Source organism: archaeon CG10_big_fil_rev_8_21_14_0_10_43_11, assembly GCA_002763265.1.
Taxonomy (GTDB): domain Archaea; phylum Nanobdellota; class Nanobdellia; order PEZQ01; family PEZQ01; genus PEZQ01.
In genome coordinates this window covers 1-17,574 of the sequence record PEZQ01000004.1, presented here as the reverse complement: position 1 = coordinate 17,574, position 17,574 = coordinate 1, and the positions used below count along the sequence as shown (strand labels likewise).

The 17,574-nt window shown below is 43.6% G+C and carries 15 protein-coding genes and 1 tRNA gene; 6 read left to right on the top strand and 10 right to left on the bottom strand.

Going from position 1 to position 17,574, the window contains the following annotated elements:
- Positions 1-19: 19 nt before the first annotated feature.
- Positions 20-598: a hypothetical protein gene (locus COT72_02365; GenBank protein PIO00213.1), complete on the bottom strand. Its 579-nt coding sequence runs from the start codon at positions 596-598 to the stop codon at positions 20-22.
- Between the two features lie 38 nt (positions 599-636).
- Positions 637-1,500 (bottom strand): hypothetical protein, encoded by an 864-nt coding sequence (locus tag COT72_02360; GenBank protein PIO00212.1) that lies wholly within the window; start codon positions 1,498-1,500, stop codon positions 637-639.
- Positions 1,501-1,588: 88 nt separating this feature from the next.
- Here COT72_02360 and COT72_02355 point away from each other — a divergent pair, with 88 nt between their 5' ends.
- The 4 genes from COT72_02355 (at position 1,589) to COT72_02340 (ending at position 8,685) form a co-directional block, all read left to right on the top strand.
- On the top strand, positions 1,589-3,589 hold the full coding sequence (locus COT72_02355; protein PIO00211.1) for a methionine--tRNA ligase: 2,001 nt from the start codon (positions 1,589-1,591) through the stop codon (positions 3,587-3,589).
- Positions 3,590-3,699: 110 nt separating this feature from the next.
- Positions 3,700-7,863, top strand: coding sequence for a hypothetical protein (locus tag COT72_02350; protein PIO00210.1), 4,164 nt, complete (start codon positions 3,700-3,702; stop codon positions 7,861-7,863).
- Between the two features lie 61 nt (positions 7,864-7,924).
- The gene (locus COT72_02345; protein ID PIO00209.1) at positions 7,925-8,125 is read left to right on the top strand and encodes a hypothetical protein; all 201 of its coding nucleotides are present in this window, start codon (positions 7,925-7,927) and stop codon (positions 8,123-8,125) included.
- Positions 8,119-8,685: a hypothetical protein gene (locus COT72_02340; protein PIO00208.1), complete on the top strand. Its 567-nt coding sequence runs from the start codon at positions 8,119-8,121 to the stop codon at positions 8,683-8,685. The genes COT72_02345 and COT72_02340 overlap by 7 nt, the downstream gene beginning before the upstream one ends.
- Here COT72_02340 and COT72_02335 read toward each other — a convergent pair.
- Positions 8,682-10,067, bottom strand: coding sequence for a cysteine--tRNA ligase (locus COT72_02335; protein ID PIO00207.1), 1,386 nt, complete (start codon positions 10,065-10,067; stop codon positions 8,682-8,684). The genes COT72_02340 and COT72_02335 overlap by 4 nt on opposite strands.
- Before the next feature lie 274 nt (positions 10,068-10,341).
- On the opposite strand from COT72_02335, the gene COT72_02330 reads away from it, so the two are divergent.
- Entirely contained in the window at positions 10,342-10,833 is a 492-nt protein-coding gene (locus COT72_02330) for a hypothetical protein (protein ID PIO00229.1), read from the top strand.
- Between the two features lie 4 nt (positions 10,834-10,837).
- Here the strand turns inward: COT72_02330 and COT72_02325 are convergent.
- The 3 genes from COT72_02325 to COT72_02315 all read right to left on the bottom strand — a co-directional run bounded on the left by COT72_02325 (position 10,838) and on the right by COT72_02315 (position 13,079).
- Positions 10,838-10,909, bottom strand: a tRNA-Cys gene (locus COT72_02325).
- Positions 10,910-10,959: 50 nt separating this feature from the next.
- Complete coding sequence (locus COT72_02320) at positions 10,960-11,547, bottom strand: hypothetical protein (protein PIO00206.1); 588 nt, start codon at positions 11,545-11,547, stop codon at positions 10,960-10,962.
- Entirely contained in the window at positions 11,547-13,079 is a 1,533-nt protein-coding gene (locus COT72_02315; protein ID PIO00205.1) for a hypothetical protein, read from the bottom strand. The genes COT72_02320 and COT72_02315 overlap by 1 nt, the downstream gene beginning before the upstream one ends.
- Between COT72_02315 and COT72_02310 the strand changes: the two genes are divergently transcribed.
- Positions 13,058-13,633 (top strand): hypothetical protein, encoded by a 576-nt coding sequence (locus COT72_02310; protein ID PIO00204.1) that lies wholly within the window; start codon positions 13,058-13,060, stop codon positions 13,631-13,633. The two genes, COT72_02315 and COT72_02310, sit on opposite strands and share 22 nt — an antisense overlap.
- Here COT72_02310 and COT72_02305 read toward each other — a convergent pair whose 3' ends face one another.
- The 4 genes from COT72_02305 to COT72_02290 form a co-directional block, all read right to left on the bottom strand.
- Positions 13,634-14,596, bottom strand: coding sequence for a hypothetical protein (locus COT72_02305; GenBank protein ID PIO00203.1), 963 nt, complete (start codon positions 14,594-14,596; stop codon positions 13,634-13,636).
- Positions 14,593-15,450, bottom strand: coding sequence for a hypothetical protein (locus tag COT72_02300; protein ID PIO00202.1), 858 nt, complete (start codon positions 15,448-15,450; stop codon positions 14,593-14,595). Before COT72_02300 ends, COT72_02305 begins: the two co-directional genes overlap by 4 nt.
- A 38-nt stretch (positions 15,451-15,488) precedes the next feature.
- The gene (locus COT72_02295) at positions 15,489-16,343 is read right to left on the bottom strand and encodes a hypothetical protein (protein PIO00201.1); all 855 of its coding nucleotides are present in this window, start codon (positions 16,341-16,343) and stop codon (positions 15,489-15,491) included.
- 112 nt (positions 16,344-16,455) lie between these two features.
- The gene (locus tag COT72_02290; protein PIO00200.1) at positions 16,456-16,905 is read right to left on the bottom strand and encodes a hypothetical protein; all 450 of its coding nucleotides are present in this window, start codon (positions 16,903-16,905) and stop codon (positions 16,456-16,458) included.
- Positions 16,906-17,574: the final 669 nt, after the last annotated feature.

Genomic DNA, 17,574 nt, shown 5'->3' with positions numbered 1-17,574 from the left:
AAAAAGGAGTAAAGAGTTCTTAGATTTTTATGAACCAAAAAATGCTGTTAAGTATGTTGACAAATGTTGCAACAATTACACTAATAACATGCAAGGCCTTAACCGACACGTCTTCTCGTACCACATGCAAATCAATATCAAAGAGGGCTTCAATGTTTGTAAGGGCAAGGTCCACTTTGAATGTGTGCGGGTAAAACACGAGCGCGGGGTTTGAAAGAAATGTTTTCATGTCATCAGGCGTAATGTTTTCGTCCTGCAAAAGTTCGTTAACAACGCTTTGAGGAACATCAACGCGCAGGTCTTGTGACTGGTTTGTTTCTTGCAAAACCGTAAACGTTTTTTCTGTTGAAAGGGCAAATTCGTATATCTGTGCTGTGTCACTGAAGTTTATGCGCACGCGTATTGGTGTAACAATGTTGAGAAGTGTGTCAACATTTTGGGTGTCATTAAGTTGTATGGTTTGTCCTACAAACGCATCAAGAATGTCTGAAACATCAGACACAGGCGCATTGATAACAGCGGGCTGTTCATCTTCTTGTGCTTGTGCTGAAGCAACGACAACTAAGAGCAAGAATGCAAGGACAAGTTCTCGTTTCATGACACTCATTATTAGAGGCGCGAGATTAATATACGTTCTTATCGGATAAAAGAGAGCACGCGGCGCTTTTTTACCACGGCAAGATACACCAGATATGAATACACAAACGTCACGGCAATACTCATGATAATTGCAAATATGAAAACAGGGATGGTTATTTGGTTGAGCAGGGATACAATAAGCAATGCTGCAGAGAACATGAGCAAATTGCTTCCAACTTTCTGGGTTCGTGCCCATACGGTATCGTGCGCAAGCGCCCAGGGTGTTCTAAACCCAAACAAGTAATTTCTTCCAATAAAGCGGGTGATGTAGGCAACGTACATCACGTAGAGCCCTGTTGCAAGAACAATAAGTGGGGCAATAGCAGAATCCGGGCTAAACGCGGAAAAAATCAAAGCTGAGTTAAGCGCGAAAAGAAACGCGAGAGTTGTAGTAAGAAATTGATGGTAGTATGCACGAAATTTTTTGAACGCGTTTTGAAACACAGCAATAACGGGAAGTGCGCGAAAAAGAATGTAGAGTCCAAGTGCAAGGGTTGGGATAAAAAAGAGACCAAGTTCTTTTTGCATGAGCCCAACACTTCCAGACAAGCCCCAGCGGGTTGGCACAAATTCAGGTGCAGGAAAGTACGCAAAGAGCGCGCTCAAGAAGATAAACACGAAAAGAAGCGCGTGCGACCGAGCGAGTGCTCGTTGTTTTTTCTTTTTTTGCGCGCTCAAGAAAAGCACGCCTACAACAACAGAAAGCACATATGAAATAAGAATAGTCTGAACCGGTTCAAACGCATTAAAAAAGATATAATCAACGCCTGTTTTGAAAAAACTCAACAAAACAAACACGCTTAGAATAACCGCTCCTGCACGCAAAAAAGCGTTTTTATTTTTCATCAAGAAAACAAGCATAGACAATATAGAGCAAGTGGGGGCTCATATTGTTTTCTGTTTTTGCGTGGAAAAAGTTTAAAAACGGACTGCGAGTACGTAGGTAACGGTGGTTACGTACACGCACAAGAACACAAAAATATTAGTTTGCACGGCTTGGCCGTACATTCATGACATGCCTCACTTGGGAAACCTGGTGGGAAGCCTGTTATCTGGAGACGTGTTCTCCCGCTATTACAAACTAAAAGGATTTGATACCATTTATGTGTCAGGCAGTGATAGCCATGGCACACGCATGGAACACATTGCTAAACAAAAAAACATCACACCAAAAGAATTAGTATTTGCAAATCACAAGAAACTCAAAGTCTTGCTCAAAGCGTATAATATTGCATTTGACAACTACACAATAACGCACAATCCTGTGCATCACGCGTTTGTTTCAGACTTTTACAAAACAATTGAGAAAAACGGGTTTTTACAAAAACATGAAGAGGAACAACTGTATTGCGCAACAGATGAAACATTTCTTGCAGATCGGTTTGTTGAAGGAACGTGCCCACACTGCAAGACACCGGGCGCAAAAGGAAACCAGTGTGATGCGTGCGGCAGAATCCTCAATCCTGAAGAATTATTAGATGCGCGTTGCGTAACTTGTGGCAACACTACGCTTGCTCTTAAAAAAACAACGCACTGGTATCTTGACTTGCCAAAGCTTGAACCAAAGATTAAACGCTATATTGCAAAGCATCCTGAATGGAAGGGTAACGTGCGAAACTTCACTGAGCGCTGGCTCCAAGAAGGATTAAAAGAGCGTGCTATTACACGCGATTTAAAATGGGGCATTCCCGCGCCATTTGAAGGTGCAAAAAACAAAGTCATTTATGTGTGGGCTGAGGCAGTGCTTGGGTATGTGAGCGCAGTCAAACAATTGTTTAAAGGAAACAAGAAATGGCTTGAATTCTGGCAAGCAAACAACATCAAGCAAATCCACACCATTGGCAAAGACAACATTCCCTTTCATTCTATTATTTTGCCGGCGCTTTTGCTTGCAAACAAGGGCGCGTGGCATTTGCCTGACCAGATTTCATCAACTGAGTTCTTGAACTGGATTGGCGGTGCAAAGTTTTCAAAAACAACAAACACGGGCATTTACATGGATGAAGCATTAGACATTCTTCCTGCAGAATATTGGCGGTTTTACTTGTTGTATAACCGTCCTGAAAAGCGTGATGTTGATTTTTCATGGGATGAGCTTGAAAAATCAATTAACGATGTGTTTATCGGAAATATTGGTAACTTAGTAAATCGCACGCTCACGTTCACAGAGCGCTACTTCAAACAGCGCGTGCCAAAAGCTACGCTTAACAAGCAAGACAACGCAGTGCTCAAAGAGATTGAACGCGTAAAAGCGCGCGTTGAGAAACTCATTGAGCGTGAAGGCAGTTTGCGCGAAGCACTACACGAAATCACGCGTCTTGGTGATGTTGGAAATAAATATTTTCAGGAACGCGAGCCATGGAAGAACAAAGCGCTGCGCGCGAATACGGTTTACGTGTGTTTGCGTGTTGTCAAAGCATTAAGCGTGTTTCTTAACCCCTTCACGCCGGGAGTCTCAGAGCGCTTGTGGAAAACGCTTAATATCAAACCAAACTGGGATGAGAGCACAAAACCCTTTGCTGACTCCCACATGATTAAAAAACCAAAATTACTCGTGCAAAAAATTGACAAAAAAGAGGTTATCGCAGCATACGAGCGGGTTAAGCAAAAAAAGAAACAAGGCGGAAAACCAATGGTAGCATTTAGTGATTTTGAAAAACTTGAGCTTAAAATCGGCACGATTAAAGCAGTTGAAGACATTAAGGGCTCAGACAAACTCTTTACATTACGCGTGGACACCGGTGAAGAACGCACACTTGTTGCCGGCATTAAAGGCGCGTACGAAAAAAAGGAATTAATAGGCAGACAAATTGTGGTTATTGCAAATCTTGAACCGCGAAAACTGCGCGGTGTTGAAAGCCAGGGCATGCTTCTTGCAGCAGACAGTAATGGAAAACCCGTATTAGTAATGCCACAAAGCATTGTCAAATCAGGCGCGCCTGTGCACTAAATGTTCACGAACATTTTTAAACGTTAAACGCTCGAGAATGGAGTATGAAGGGGAATCTTACGTTTAGTATCCTACTATCCTTGATAGTTATTATTTCAAGCATGCCTACAATGGCTGTTGCTCAGGAAAACAACACAACAGAGGTTGACTTGTGTGCAGGCGTCACCTGTGACGATGCAAATGAGTGCACGCTTGACACATGCTCAGAAGGAGTCTGCTCGTATACGCCCTCAAGCGACGGCGCGCCCTGTGCGCAAGGAACGTGTAAGTCCGGTTTATGCGAAGCAGAGGAGCTGATTGAATCAGATAACGAAACAACCGAAGTACGCAGCGTGTGCGGGGATGGCACGTGCGATGTTGATGAAACCGCAGACGCCTGCCCTGATGACTGCCGCATACCTGAAGAACAAAGCACCATCATGTGTGGTAATGGTGTGTGTGAAACAGGAGAAGACGCGTCAGTATGTGAAAGCGACTGCGCACCCCATGACCTTTCAGCAGTGTGCGGAAATAACGCATGCGAAGATGGTGAAAACTCGGACAATTGCGCAGATGATTGCGGCCGAAAAGAGCCAGAACAGGTTGATTTACGCTCGCTTGTTCAAGCAAGCGTGAGCGGAACATCCAAAGAGCTTGCAAACAGTATTCTTGCAGACATTAGCAGTTTAACAGAAAAGGCGCGGGCCTTTTCAAATTCACCCTCATCAACAACAGCATATGACCTTGCATATGCTTCACGGCTTGCAGAAGGCAAGCTTCGAGGATATGTCACTACCTATTCTCAAGCAGACGTTGACGCAGCAAGCACGTACGTAGTCATACACGGACAGGGAAATCCTGATTTATGGATTGACGAATTTGGCAATGTGCAGGTAGGTGGGTTGTGGGCGTATGAAAGCACAACACGGCAAGGCGTGCGCGTCAGATTCGACCGATGGTACGATAAATTTGAAGCAAAAACATGGATTAATTTGCGCGCAGAACTAAGCCAGGCTGACACGCGTGCGTTTGCTGAAGATATTAAACGAGCGCGAAGGAACGCAGAAGATGAAGCGCGCGCGCTTGAAGTTGCAGGACAACTCAAAGACTACCTTGCAACGTTCTCAATCTCAGAAGCAAACAAGAAAACGGCAAAAGAACTTCTCTTGGAAATTGAAAGCATTGTAAACACGCTCAACTCGCTTCGCTTATCAAATGAGGCAGTGTATAATATAGTGTACACAAGCGAATTATTGCGGGCAAAAATTGAAGGTATTTCCCAAACCCTTGATTGCACTAACCTGCGCGAAGTAGGAGAGTATATCATTTTGTATGGACCTGGACGTGCTGATATTTATACTGACGAGTTTGGCGACCAGCAGCTCAATACGTGGAAAGAATTGTACAAAAATGAGGAACAACAAGTTGGTTTCAACTTCAATATGTGGGGTTGCAACTTATTTGAAGATCAGGGCGGCATGGGTGTTGACCTGCAGCTTGGACGCGGACTTGAACAATTTAAAGAATCAATCCAAAAAGCACGAAAAGATTCATTTCGTGAAGCTGAAGCGCTCAGACGACATGGTCTTGTGCTCCAAGCACGAGAATCATATGATTTCTCTTTTGAAGTTGAAGAACTTGGAGATGAAATTATCAACAACTTAAAAGAGTTCAAAGAAAAGATTTTAGCCTTTGAAGCAGGAGAAGAAAGTGCATACAACCTGCATTACGCAAGCGTGATTTTGCGCGCAACCCTTGAAGGGCTTGGCGAAGCATTGCCTGAACTCTCTGAGAACGTTGGCACCTACATTGTATTGTATGGTCCTGGCGTGCCTGATGTGTGGAATGACTTTCAAACAGATGAACTCTTTGTTGGCCACAACTTAGCAGTGCATCAAACTGATAACCTGCAATTCAATTTCAACCGTTGGTTTGATGAATTCCAAGGCAGGGGCGGATTTAGTTCGTGGCTTGACTGGGGAAAACAACGCGAACAATATCGTGAAGAGATAAAACAAGCAGAGCAAGACGCGTGGAGAGAAGCAGATAAAATGAGAAAATCAGCGCTCGCTTCAAAAATGAGAATTGAACTTGAAGGCAGTGTTGATGAGAATACAACTACCTACGTGAACGCGATAAAAGAATTTGTAAGCGTTGTCCAGCAATACCGCCTTGGACAAGCAAGCGCGTATGATGTTGAATTCAAACGATTGCAGGCAAGCGACTTGATGCGGGATATTGACAAAGTTACGCGCGACTACGTGATGGTTTCAAACTTAGGAAGTGATGTCATGCCTCCAGATATCTGGCTTGACTGGCAGACTGATGAGATTAACATTGGAGGATGGAGGGAGCTTATCACGGAAGAATCAAATGACTCAAGAAAATTCAGGGTTATTGCAAGCATGGACGGCTGGTGTAATGACTTTGGGGATTTTAGCGGGTATGGTCAAAACTTTGAATGCCGCGTTGAAGCACGTATGAATTGGCGGGACTGGAACGCGGTCAAGCGTGACTTGCGACAGGCAAATGATTATTTTTGGAAACAAAAACGAGAAGCAGAACTTGGAGGCGTGCTTACAGAATTAAGCGCAAAAGCAACTGAGTACAGCACACAAGACCAGCGCATCATTGCCGATTTAACCGTGTTGTTTGCAGAGGTTTTAGAAAAAGCACAGCAACTTGACACACGTGACATTGAAGCGTTCCAGTATGAAATGCTTCTCAAACAAGACGCGCTTAATGACAAATTAGACGAAGCAAGCGATGAGAGTCTTGTGATTGTTTCCGGCGCGAAGAGCAGCGGGTTTCATGACTATGACACCTGGAACAAACAACTCTATGGTGTAAGCGTGTTTAATAACGAGAATGTTGAAGTGGTTGTGCGATTCAATCAACTTTTTGGAAACATGTTTAGACAGGACTCAAAAGGAGAGGATGGTGTTGATTATGAAATCATTATTGACCTTATCTGGAAAGAGTGGTCAGATGAATTAAGCCAGCACATCAAAAACGCGTTTGAACGCTATGAACAGGAACAGAGCGCAGTGCGGTTTGAGAAATTACGCGCAAAACGAACGGAAATTGCAAATGAGTTGAGCACGAGCGCGCTCACGGCAAAAATAGAAGAATACGAGAACGGAGAAGTGAGCATGACTGAATTGCGCCAGCACATTAACTCGCTCTACTTCAAACTACAGGGGTATGATAACGAGCTTGCATACTTTGCGGCAATATCACAAAACGCGTTTCCCGAGTTTGAACCAATCATTGTTGAGATTGAAACTGAACATGTCAAACTCAAACTGCAGGAGCGCGATTTTGAATATCGATTTGGCGCAGGCATTGGCGCGGTTTTAACCCGTCAAGGATTTGAATCTGCAGGAGAAGCGCAGCGCAAATTTGAATTTGCTCCAGTAGATGTTCAGCGCGAAGTTAACGTGCAACAAGCAAGTCAGCAACCTGAAGAAAGAAATAGTATTACGGGCAATCAGGTTTTTCCTGTAGGCGAGCAGGACAAACAAGGACAAGAGCAATTCTTTGATGAGAATTCAGTTGAAATCTACAGTGATGATGTTGCTGACTTTATCGAAAAGGGTCGTGCAGGCGATATTGATGAGCGCAAAAGAATCATTGAAGAACTGCAAAGCAATGAGCAGGACTTTTTCTCGCATGAACGTGTGGTGACTCGAGTAAAGAATAGTGAAGATGCAGTATCACGGGTACGCATTGAGGGGATAAAGCCAAAACTTTCACTCAGCATTGAGATGACTGACGCAGAAATCCTGCGACTTGCCCAAGAGGTAAAAGCGCAGTGGCTTGAGATGGAAGCAAGCGGCGCGCTTGATGACGCGCTCTACAATCTGAATCTTGGGCTTGACAACATGCCTGAAGTGCAGGATGCGATTCGCGAGTGGGGAGACACCACAACTTCGGTCAGGCTCCGTTATCAAAACGAATCTATTTTCGAGCTTTCATTTAAAATAGAAGATGGTAATGTTGCGTGGATGAAATATGGTGTTGCCCAAAACGCAGGAGATACTGGAGAAAATGTGTATTTAGAAATAGATTTTGAATCAGTTATGCGCTTGCGCAATTGGTGGGAAGAGCGGTTGAGAAACGCTGAAGGCATTGGTGATTTTATCACAGCAATCCCTGCATTTGGCGGACGATTGATTGGCATGTTTGTTGGCGGCGAAATAACGGTTCAGCCATTTAACACCGTGTTTAAAATACCGCGTTTTATTAACGTGTTTTTCACTGCAATGGCGCCAACTGCGGGTCTGGATATCTAAAAATAGGGAGTGTGCACTCCCACAACCTTTTTTTTTCTGTGTAGTCCTGTTATTCCCTAAGATGACTATTGCACATGACGTGTTGGTCTTGCTTGAAGAATGTGAGCATGCGTTTGAGTGTGGATTTAGAAATGATGCAGCACGTCTTCTTTTGCAAGCAGAAGATAAACTTTCTCTTCTTGTTATTGACCAGGGCGTGGAGCCAGACGAAGTTGAAAGGGTGTCAAACGCGGTTTCGCGCGTGAGAAGAAGAATATGGTAGATGAGATTCGTTTTGGCAAAGTAACAATTGCTGCACTTATAATAATAAGTTTGATTTTTTTGTTGCAGCAATTCTTTGATTTTTCTTCGTTCTATTTTTCACGCGAATTTATCACGCAACCATGGGTTTTGGTAACGTCACTTTTCTTGCACGCAAACCTTGCGCATGTTCTGTATAACGCGTACGCTCTTTTCATTTTTGGCAGCATTCTAGAAGCAAATACCAGTTCAAAAAGCGTGTTTATTACGCTTCTGCTTGGAGGGATTATTGGCAATCTTGGTTTTGCCTTGTTTTCAAGCGCGTTTGCACTTGGTTTTTCTGGAGCAGTATACGCACTAATTGGAGCAGTAACCCTGTTGCTTCCAAACACGAAAATTCCCTTACCATTTGGCATCATCCTGCTTCCAGTTAAAGCAAAGTTTGCAGGCCCATTCATGCTTATTGGTGAACTCATCTTAAGCGTGGTAAGCTTTGATAATATTGCACACAGCGCGCACGCGTTTGGTTTTCTTGGGGGCGCGCTTGTTGTCTGGTGGGTGCAACGGCAAAATCCTCATTAGCATTTTTTTACGCGCGTTCCTTGCGGCGTGTCGTCAACGTGATAACCGCGTGCAATTAACTTATCTCTGAGCATGTCTGCTTTTTTCCAGTCTTTTTCTTTTCTGGCACTGTCGCGCTTGTCAATGATGTCTTGCACTTCTCCTGGAAGCACGTGGTGTTCTTCTGCCATGTCGCGCATGCCAAGTGCAAGCACGCTGTCAAAGTCATAGAGTAAGGCAAGCTTGTCTTTGTCTTTGATATTTTTGTCTCGAATAAGTTTCCACATGAGTGCAAGCGCTTTTGGTGTGTCAAGGTCATTGTTGATTGCTTTGAGAAATGCTTGTTTGTATGGTTTGCTTATGGTTCCTTTGAGTTCTGTTTGAAGGTCAGTAATAATATTTTTAAGGCGTTCTCGTGTCTTTTTTGCGTTCTCAAGGGCTTCCCACGTAAATGAGAGCTGTTTTCGATAGCTTGCAGTCAAGAGCAGATAACGGTAGTCAAGCGGATCGTAGCCTTTTTTGATGAGCGTGTTTAGAATAAAGCCGCTGCCCGTGCTTTTGCTCATTTTGCCCTCTTTAAGGTGCAAGTGTTCGTTATGCATCCAGACTCGTACTGGCGCAACCCCGTTTGCTGCTTCTGCTTGTGCAATTTCATTAGGGTGGTGAACAGTCAAGTGGTCAATGCCGCCGGTATGAATGTCAAATGTGTTTCCCAAGTATTTCGTGCTCATAGCAGAACATTCAATGTGCCAGCCCGGAAAGCCTCTGCCCCAGGGGCTCTCCCATTCCATGTCGCGTTTGGCGTCTTTTGGTGAGAATTTCCAGAGCGCAAAATCAGCAGGGTTCTTTTTTCCTTCAATTAGTTCAACACGCGCGCCTGCTTTAAGTTTTTTCTTATTAATGCCACCAAGCTCGCCGTAGGTTTTGAGTTTTGACGTGTCAAAGTAGATGCCATCCTCTACGCAGTAGGTGTAGTCTTTTTTCTCGATTTTTTTGACCATATCAATTTGCTCTTTGATGTGGTCTGTTGCGCGGCACACAATGTCAGGGTCAAGAATGTTGAGTGCACCAATGTCATGGAAGAATTCTTTTTCATAAAAGAGTGCAATATCCCACGCGCTTTTTCGCTCGCGCGCTTTTGCTACTTCCATTTTATCCTCGCCAGTGTCAGCATCGCTTGTTAAATGGCCAACATCAGTGATGTTCATGACATGGGTAACGTGATAGTTATTATAGAGCAACGTGCGCTTGAGTGTGTCAACAAACACGTATGCGCGAAGGTTTCCAAGATGTGCATAGTTATATACTGTCGGCCCGCAGGAATAAAGACCCACACGCCCTTTTTTAAGAGGCTTGAAGTCCTCAAGTTTACGGGTTAGACTGTTAAAAATTTTTAGTGCCATAGCATTTCACCGTCCACACTACCTTGTAGGCTATGTGATTTTATAAAACTAGAAGTAACACTGTTGTCAGCAAAGACGATCACGTGTGTTATTCATACTAGTTCTTTTGTGCTATGAATTATTTTTAAATGTTTCCAAAAAACAAAACTATTTAATTAACAATTGTTATTATTTTTGTGTGAAACCTATTACTAAACACACAAATTTTGGGGAAATGCTTGGTGATTACAATCATCCTCGAATCGCCCAATTATTGCGTGAATACGGTTTGAGCATGAAGAGTTGTTCTACTAATCTTAACAGCAGTATTGAAAGCGTGTTTAGGGCTCTAAATCTTAATGCGTCAAAAATTAGTGAAGCCGTGGGCGGTTTAAACGTGATTATTGAAGAAGAAGGTTTAGACAAGCATGGGGCAGCACTAAGCACGGTTGTTTTAGCGTCTGACTTCACCATTTCAACACGTGCTGCACAAAAAATTGCATATTTTGTTGAAAAAAACGGTTTTTCTTCAGATGAGTATGGTCTGCGCCTGCGAGTCGTGCCTGGCGGGTGTTCGGGCAATCAGTATTTTCTCTCAATTGACAAACAAAAGGAATCTGATATTACTCTTGAAAAAAAAGGAGCTAAAGTATTCATGGACAAAACAGCACTCCAAGAATTGAAAGGAGGGGGTATTGAGTATAACGAGGATTTGATGAGTTCTGGTTTTAAGATTGATAACCCTAATGCAAGCAAATTGTGTTTTTGTGGCAAAAGTTTTGGATAAAAAAAGCCAGGAGGGAGAATTGAACTCCCGTCTCCGGGTCTGCAGCCCGGCGCATAAGCCACTCTGCCATCCTGGCGCGTATCATTGGTTAAAGTTTTGTGCTTTTATAAATATTGATGGTTGATATTACTCATCTGGTCGCGTGAGTTTTCCCGTGTTAGGGTCAAAAAAGAGTGTGACAAATGAGTTATCAACCAGTACTTCTTTGTTATTCCAAAAATAGTCCTCGTTTTCTTTTGTGTCGCACACGATAAGGAATAGTTTTGAGCGCGGAGCAATGCTTGTCTTAAACGTGTTTGCAACACGCTCAATATCAGTATAAGTGGGGTTTTTGCGTTGCACAATTCGTTTCATAACGCGCTCGGGTTCTTCGTCTGCACGAAGGCATATGAGTGCGCATAGTTCTTCGGTTTTCGCGTTTTTTGTCCAGTCATGTTCTTCTGCGATTGCGCGAAATTTTTTGCTTCGAGAAAAGAATTCGGTTCGCTCACTAATCTCGCGAAGCAGGTTTTTGAGGCTTTCTTCTCCAAGCGTATCGCGAAACATGCAAAGCACAATATCATTTGTTGGCGGCTCATAAAAAATTGCATCAACAAAGGTGTTGCCAACTTCGTAGGGCACATCAAATACTTGTTCTACACCAATTTTGTGGTAGCCTGCTTTTTTTGCGTATTTGACAAATGCGTTTGCGAGTTCAAGTGTGTCTTTATTCATTATTTCTCACCTTTACTACGCGCGTGTACATCCTCAAACCACATGACGCCGCGTGAGTAGCGTTCTTTTTGTTTGTCAAGTATTCTCTTCACGTGTTCTGCTCTGGTTTTTGCCTGCGCTTCGCGTTGGAGTTGTTGTATTTCTCTCATGCGTTTTGGGTGTATGTTTTTTCGGTTTTTGATAATAAAACGCAGGGCGCGCTTGAGTTTTTTTCGCAGGAAAAAACCAAGCACGAGCACACAGCCTGCAAATCCAAAGGGTACGAGAAGAAGGTAGTCAACTTTTTTCTCACACGCGTTTTGTATAGTGTTGCATTGCTCATATACTACGCCCTCGGTGTCAGCGCATCCTGCATCAATACAGCACGTTTCAGGGGTTTCTCCTTCAACAATAAGAGTGTCTCCGCACACGTTCATGCACGCGTTTGTGTAATAGTAGGTTGTTTCATTTGGGCGGTCTGTGCTGTTGTCGCACAAAAACCCGCGGCCGCACCCGCAATCAGAACAACAGTTTATGCCGTTTTCAATAGGACTGCACACACCATCTCCGCAGGATTCAAGACTAATAGTTTGTGCTTGCTCTAATTCGTGTGTTTGGTTTCCATCAAGCAAGGTTGCAAACGCAGTAAGAGCAATGGTGCGTTGTTGTTCATCTTTGAGAGCAAGAACGTATTGCTCGTACGTGTGGGGTTCAAGAGTAAGGTTAACTGAGCAATTTGTTTTGCTACAGGACTCGTTTACGAGAACGCCAGGATTTGTGTTAAGCGTGAGCAGGATTGAGAGAGGTTTGTCAAGCAAGTTTTGGATCCACACAGATTTAGTAAATGTTTCATTCACAAACGCGTATGTTTGATTGTCAGTAAATGAGAAATTAAGCGGGGTTTCGCACGTGCCCGAGTAGCAGACATTGCTTTCACACTGAGAATCACATGAGCACGCGTCATTGTTTGCAAGGCCGGTATCAACACAGGTTCCTCCGCACACTACTTGCTCATCAGGACACCCGCACGCACCATTAATGCAGAGTGTTCCCTGGTCTGCGCAATCAGTTACGTATCGCGTGGCTTGTGCTCCTTGCGCGTATACGCACGTGTTTTGAAGCGTGCATGCGCTTGGTTCTTGAAAATATCCGCGTTCTTTAACAATGGTTCCCGAGCAAAATCGCGTGCTTGTCCATGACACCTTATTTGTTGGACAATCCTCAATAACACGGCAATCAACACATGAGTATGAATTGAACCATTCACACACTTTTTCTTGAGACTGGCACTGCACATCACTTATGCATTCCACACAGTCATCAGCACCAAGACTATACACCAAACCATTGGTACAGTCTTGTGCGTACGCAACTAAAAGAAGTAAATACAGTGAAAAAACAGCGATGCTGAGGAGTATGATTTTTTTCATAATCAGTAGTGTGACAAAACAAAAAATTCTATTAAAAGGTTTAGCGCACGCGAGTGTCATATCCATAACGTATTTAAATTGCACAAGAATCACGCGTAGTGATGAAACACCAACCACAAGCATCTAGACAACGTGTATATGACTATCGTAGGTTTACGTTCCCTCAAGAGTTCAATGAGCCTGACAACAGGTTAGAGCACTTGCTAGAGCGCGAACGTGAGCGTGCATTTGTGGTTGTTGACATGCAACCATATTTCGTACACGAGCTCGACCCGATTGAGCGCGCGTGCATGATTCTTGGACAGCAGGAAGTCATTGATTATTGTGCGCACGCAGGCGTTCCCGTGGCAGTGCTTGAGTTCAGGGGTCAGGATAATACCATTTCTGAAATCAAAGAGCATATTAAACACGTTGCAAATGTGCACTACGTCACAAAGCAAAATGCAAATGGTTTTGTTGAAACTGACTTAGCAGAGTGGCTTGCAAACCATGCGCGAAAAGAAGTGTACGTAATGGGAGTTAATACTTCAGCATGCGTTAAAGCAACTGCAGAGGGCGCGCTTAATACTGGTTTTCGAATCGCAAGCGCATCCACCTTAATTGCAGATGTGTATGGATACCCATACACGGGAATTACGCATCGATGGTTTACAAATAACGGCATATTTTTTGAGTAATCAGCTAGTTCTGTGACCTGCCGGGCACGTGTACACGGGTCTGATTGCCCTTCTGTCTCCAAGAATAGTTTTAACTAGTTCAACGTGTCTTGTTTCATTTCCGTTTGGGCTCACAAGAGAGTGACTGCTGGTTTCTATTTCAAATGTGGGAAGCGTAAATGAAAATCGTGCGGGCTCATCGCAGTATTGCTTATTTTTCTTTTCGTGTTTGCATTGCACAACGGGCGTAATACTATAAACCGGCCTCCAGAACACTTCATCATGAAATGTTGGATAGTATTCTCCTTCAAAGTAGTGTGCAAGCGAGAGTGTGCCATGGCCTGCGTAGTCAAGCGTGTGAGTTGAAAGAAGTGCGTGTTCCAAAAGCGATTTTGTTCTTGTTTCAAAACCATGTTCAAGATTGAGAATGCCAAGATGATTAAAGCCGCGCGTTATGCCTGCGCCTTCAATTGCTTTTTTAACGGTGTCGCGTGATTCCTGAAACACGCTTTGGAAGTTTTTTGTTTTGTAATATGCGTGAAATAAAAGTCTTTTTTCTGATTGCGCCTGCTTGCTGCGGTATTCTGCCTGTTTTTCCTGCAGGATAAGGCGTGGTTTTGGTCTGTTCACTTTGTCTGCTAAAATAGCTTCACGCGCTTCAAGGTAGGGGATAACAAAGTCTTTTGCAAATGAGCGCGTTGCTGAGAGTGTTTTGAGTGCTTGGCGCGTGAATCCTTGCGTGTATGTTCGGGGCAGAGCGTTAAACAAAGAATTAAGCGAGAGCACAACAAGATGCACGTCAAGTTCAGTTATGTGGCGCGTGTCAAAATGAGTTGTCTTTGCTGCGTTTTGCACAAGCTCTTTTGACAAGTAATCACCTTCTGTTACAAATCCCATGAGGGTTCTCATTTCTGCAGTCACATCCATTGACTCAGGGTAGGCGTCAAGCAGACGGGTGAGGCCAAAATATTCGGGTTGCGTCATAATTTGTCACACACCTCTCTGAGCGTGCAGTCTTCGCACGCGCCTTTCTCACCAGTGGTAAAGCGGTTTTCGCGCGTGCGGGCAATAAGTTGTTTTGTGTTCTCTTCATCTCTTACAAGGTTGACAAGCTTGTAGTGAATCCGTATGGAACGAGGATAGTCTCGTGCATCAATAATTGTGAGTCGCCCGTGTTCAGAAGCATTTTTGAAGTTTCGCTTAAACGCCGGGTACGCAACGTGCATCTGCAACTCTGCCCGCTTGACTTGCGCGTGCAACGCGTCTTTTTGTTGCGTGAAGCATTTAACTTCACCAAGAAGGGGTGTTTGTTTTTCTCCGCTTGCGTGCACGAGGTCGAAAATAGTTTCAAGTTCGGTGTCAAGATAACGGGTTTCAACGCTAAGAAGCGTGTCAAGCGTGTTTCGTTTTGTGTTAGTTTCAACGTATGCGTGTTCAGCAGTGATAAGATTAGTGAGTGCTGATTGTTTTTCTTCACGCGTTAATCGATGATAGCGCGCAGGAGCCATTCTGCGCGTGAATTGTTGTTTTTCTTCGCTTGGGAGAAAATAAAAGTCTTTGAGGGGTTTTACAAGATGGTTGTACAAAAATAAGGGTTCAACCTGCAGGGTCATACATCGAAATTCTTGGATTGCCTGAAAACCGCGATGAAGCCACGCGCGCGTGTGCGCGTCACGCGTGCCCGCAACATGTTCGATAAGACCAAACTTTTTTTGCCCATACACAAGATTATGCGCGCGCGGGCATTGTGAAAACATAAGCACTTCTGTTGGAGAAACTGATTTTGTTTTTGGGTTGTAGTACTCGTCAAGATAGTAGCGCGTTGTGGAGAGCTGCATTACTACGTTGAAATGCTACGATTGAATTAAAAAGATTTCTACGCGCTTATTCGCTTTGTGCGGTATGACCCAAGACCGTTATCCAGCGTGAGAATGCCCATACTACGGTCCCAGTTCTTGTTTTTGAGAGAAGGAATGTAGTTCTGGTATTTTATAAGAGGGTCGTGAGAGTACGGTCCTGGCGCAAACGCAAGATGTGCTACGCCCTGTCCTGCAGGTATTTGCCCCCCTGTTTTGAGGTCTTTTCCAGGCGTTGTGAACGCATTGTTTTCGTGAATGTCACCAGACAAGAATACGTGTGGCGTGTAGCGTTCAAAAAGCGTGGTCATAAAGTCAGCAGCATCGCCAAGCGAGGGTTGGGGTTTGATTTTTTGCGCGTAAGAAATATTTTGCTCAAGTGCAAAAAAGCCCGGAATAAGTGACCCCTCTTGCAAGAAGAAATAGGCTGTGTCACCAAACCCTCGAGCAGGAATGTGGCTCATCACAATTGTTTTGTCAAGCGTGTCTTTTACGGATTTAATCGCAGAAAAAAGTCGTTTCTCACTAAAAGGAATGCCTTGCTTCACATTTGCGGGAAAATACGTTCCGCCCGGGTTTCCAACAAAGTAGAGTCCCGCGAGTTCTGCGCGCATGTTATTGCTAATGTCAAGCACGTGTGATTCAAGTCCTTGAAGGGCTTGCCGGTAATCAGGATAGTTTTCGTGGTTTCCTGCAATCATAATAACGGGACGATTTGTTTGGTTGAGAGCTGTTAAATCAGTGAATTCATTAGCGTGGTGGCCCGTGTAGTCGCCAAGAAGCAATCCCGCTGTTGCTTTTTGCGTGCCAATCTCGTTTACAAAGTCTTCAAGACTCTCTCTTTCAATATCAGTTGCAACAACAAATCGCGGCATAGTGACAAAACAGCATAGAAATTCTCTTTTTAAATGTTATGGTAGCATTGGCAACGCGTGTTTTGGCGCAAATAAATGAATATGTATCTCGCTTAATAGTTGTTAAATACAATCAGTCTTGGGTGCCTTGAAGAAATCTTTGAGGTAACTTCTCGTATAATCTTGTTTGTGCAAGATGATAGCTTGAACCCTCAGTAAATCCCAAAGGATTTGTTTCAAATGCAACGCACCTTCCAATATCATCTTCTGGAATTTGTGCTAACACTTCTGCAATTGATGGTTTAAAGAATACAGGTGCTCCATAACTATGAATTGTTTCAATTGATTTATATGGATTGGGATTTACTTCGTCAGCTATTCGGGCAGGTTTAGGAGCCCAAGTAAATGCTACGCCTCTTGGATCAACATCTTGAATAAAATATAAGTCGCCCTCATCATCTTGCACGAGTTTATCTTTACGAGAAGTTACTCTTCTAGAATATCTAACAACTGGCTTGATTTCTCCCATAAGTTCTTCAAGCCTTCCATCCGAAATCTTTGGTAATTCACTCATGAAATTCATGTAACCACTATAAAGTTTATACAGCTTTCGGTGCGGTGACAGCACCCAAGACTGACTTCTCCTTCGCTTTGCTCAATCGACCACGTTGCACTCTCGCTACGCTCGGGGTATTTAACAGCGATTAAGAGGAAAATCCCTTGCAGGAATTTTCCCAAATTGATTTTTCGAGGTCGTTCGCTCTCGGCTCATTACATTCGCCAGGAGTGGCTCACTCCAACTCTGAAAAATCAACTTCTCTTAATCGCGATGTTATATTCAATTTTTGGATTACTTAAAACGGAAAAGAGAGAGGGGCGTCGTCCTTCAGACATATACACCCCCTATGGTCGAAATTTATCAGTAATCAAAAAACTCTAATTTTTTGCTTCGCAAAAATCGTTGCACCTATCCCTTGGTCACTTTGTGACGAATATAACCGCGATTAAAGAGTTCCGAAGTCCTGCTGAATTCTCCACCCAAATTTTTTCTTCAGCTCTGTAAATTTCTCCAGCTCTGTTCGGATTTTCCAGCTTTGAACTGCGGTTCGGGGGAAAATCCTCACGAGGTCGAAATTTACGAGGAAATTGAACTTCTCTTAATCGCGATGTTATACGCAATAAATTTGAAGTCCTAAAAATAGATGAAGGCGGCTTTCCTTTTGACAATATTTATATACATTCTATCACTTTT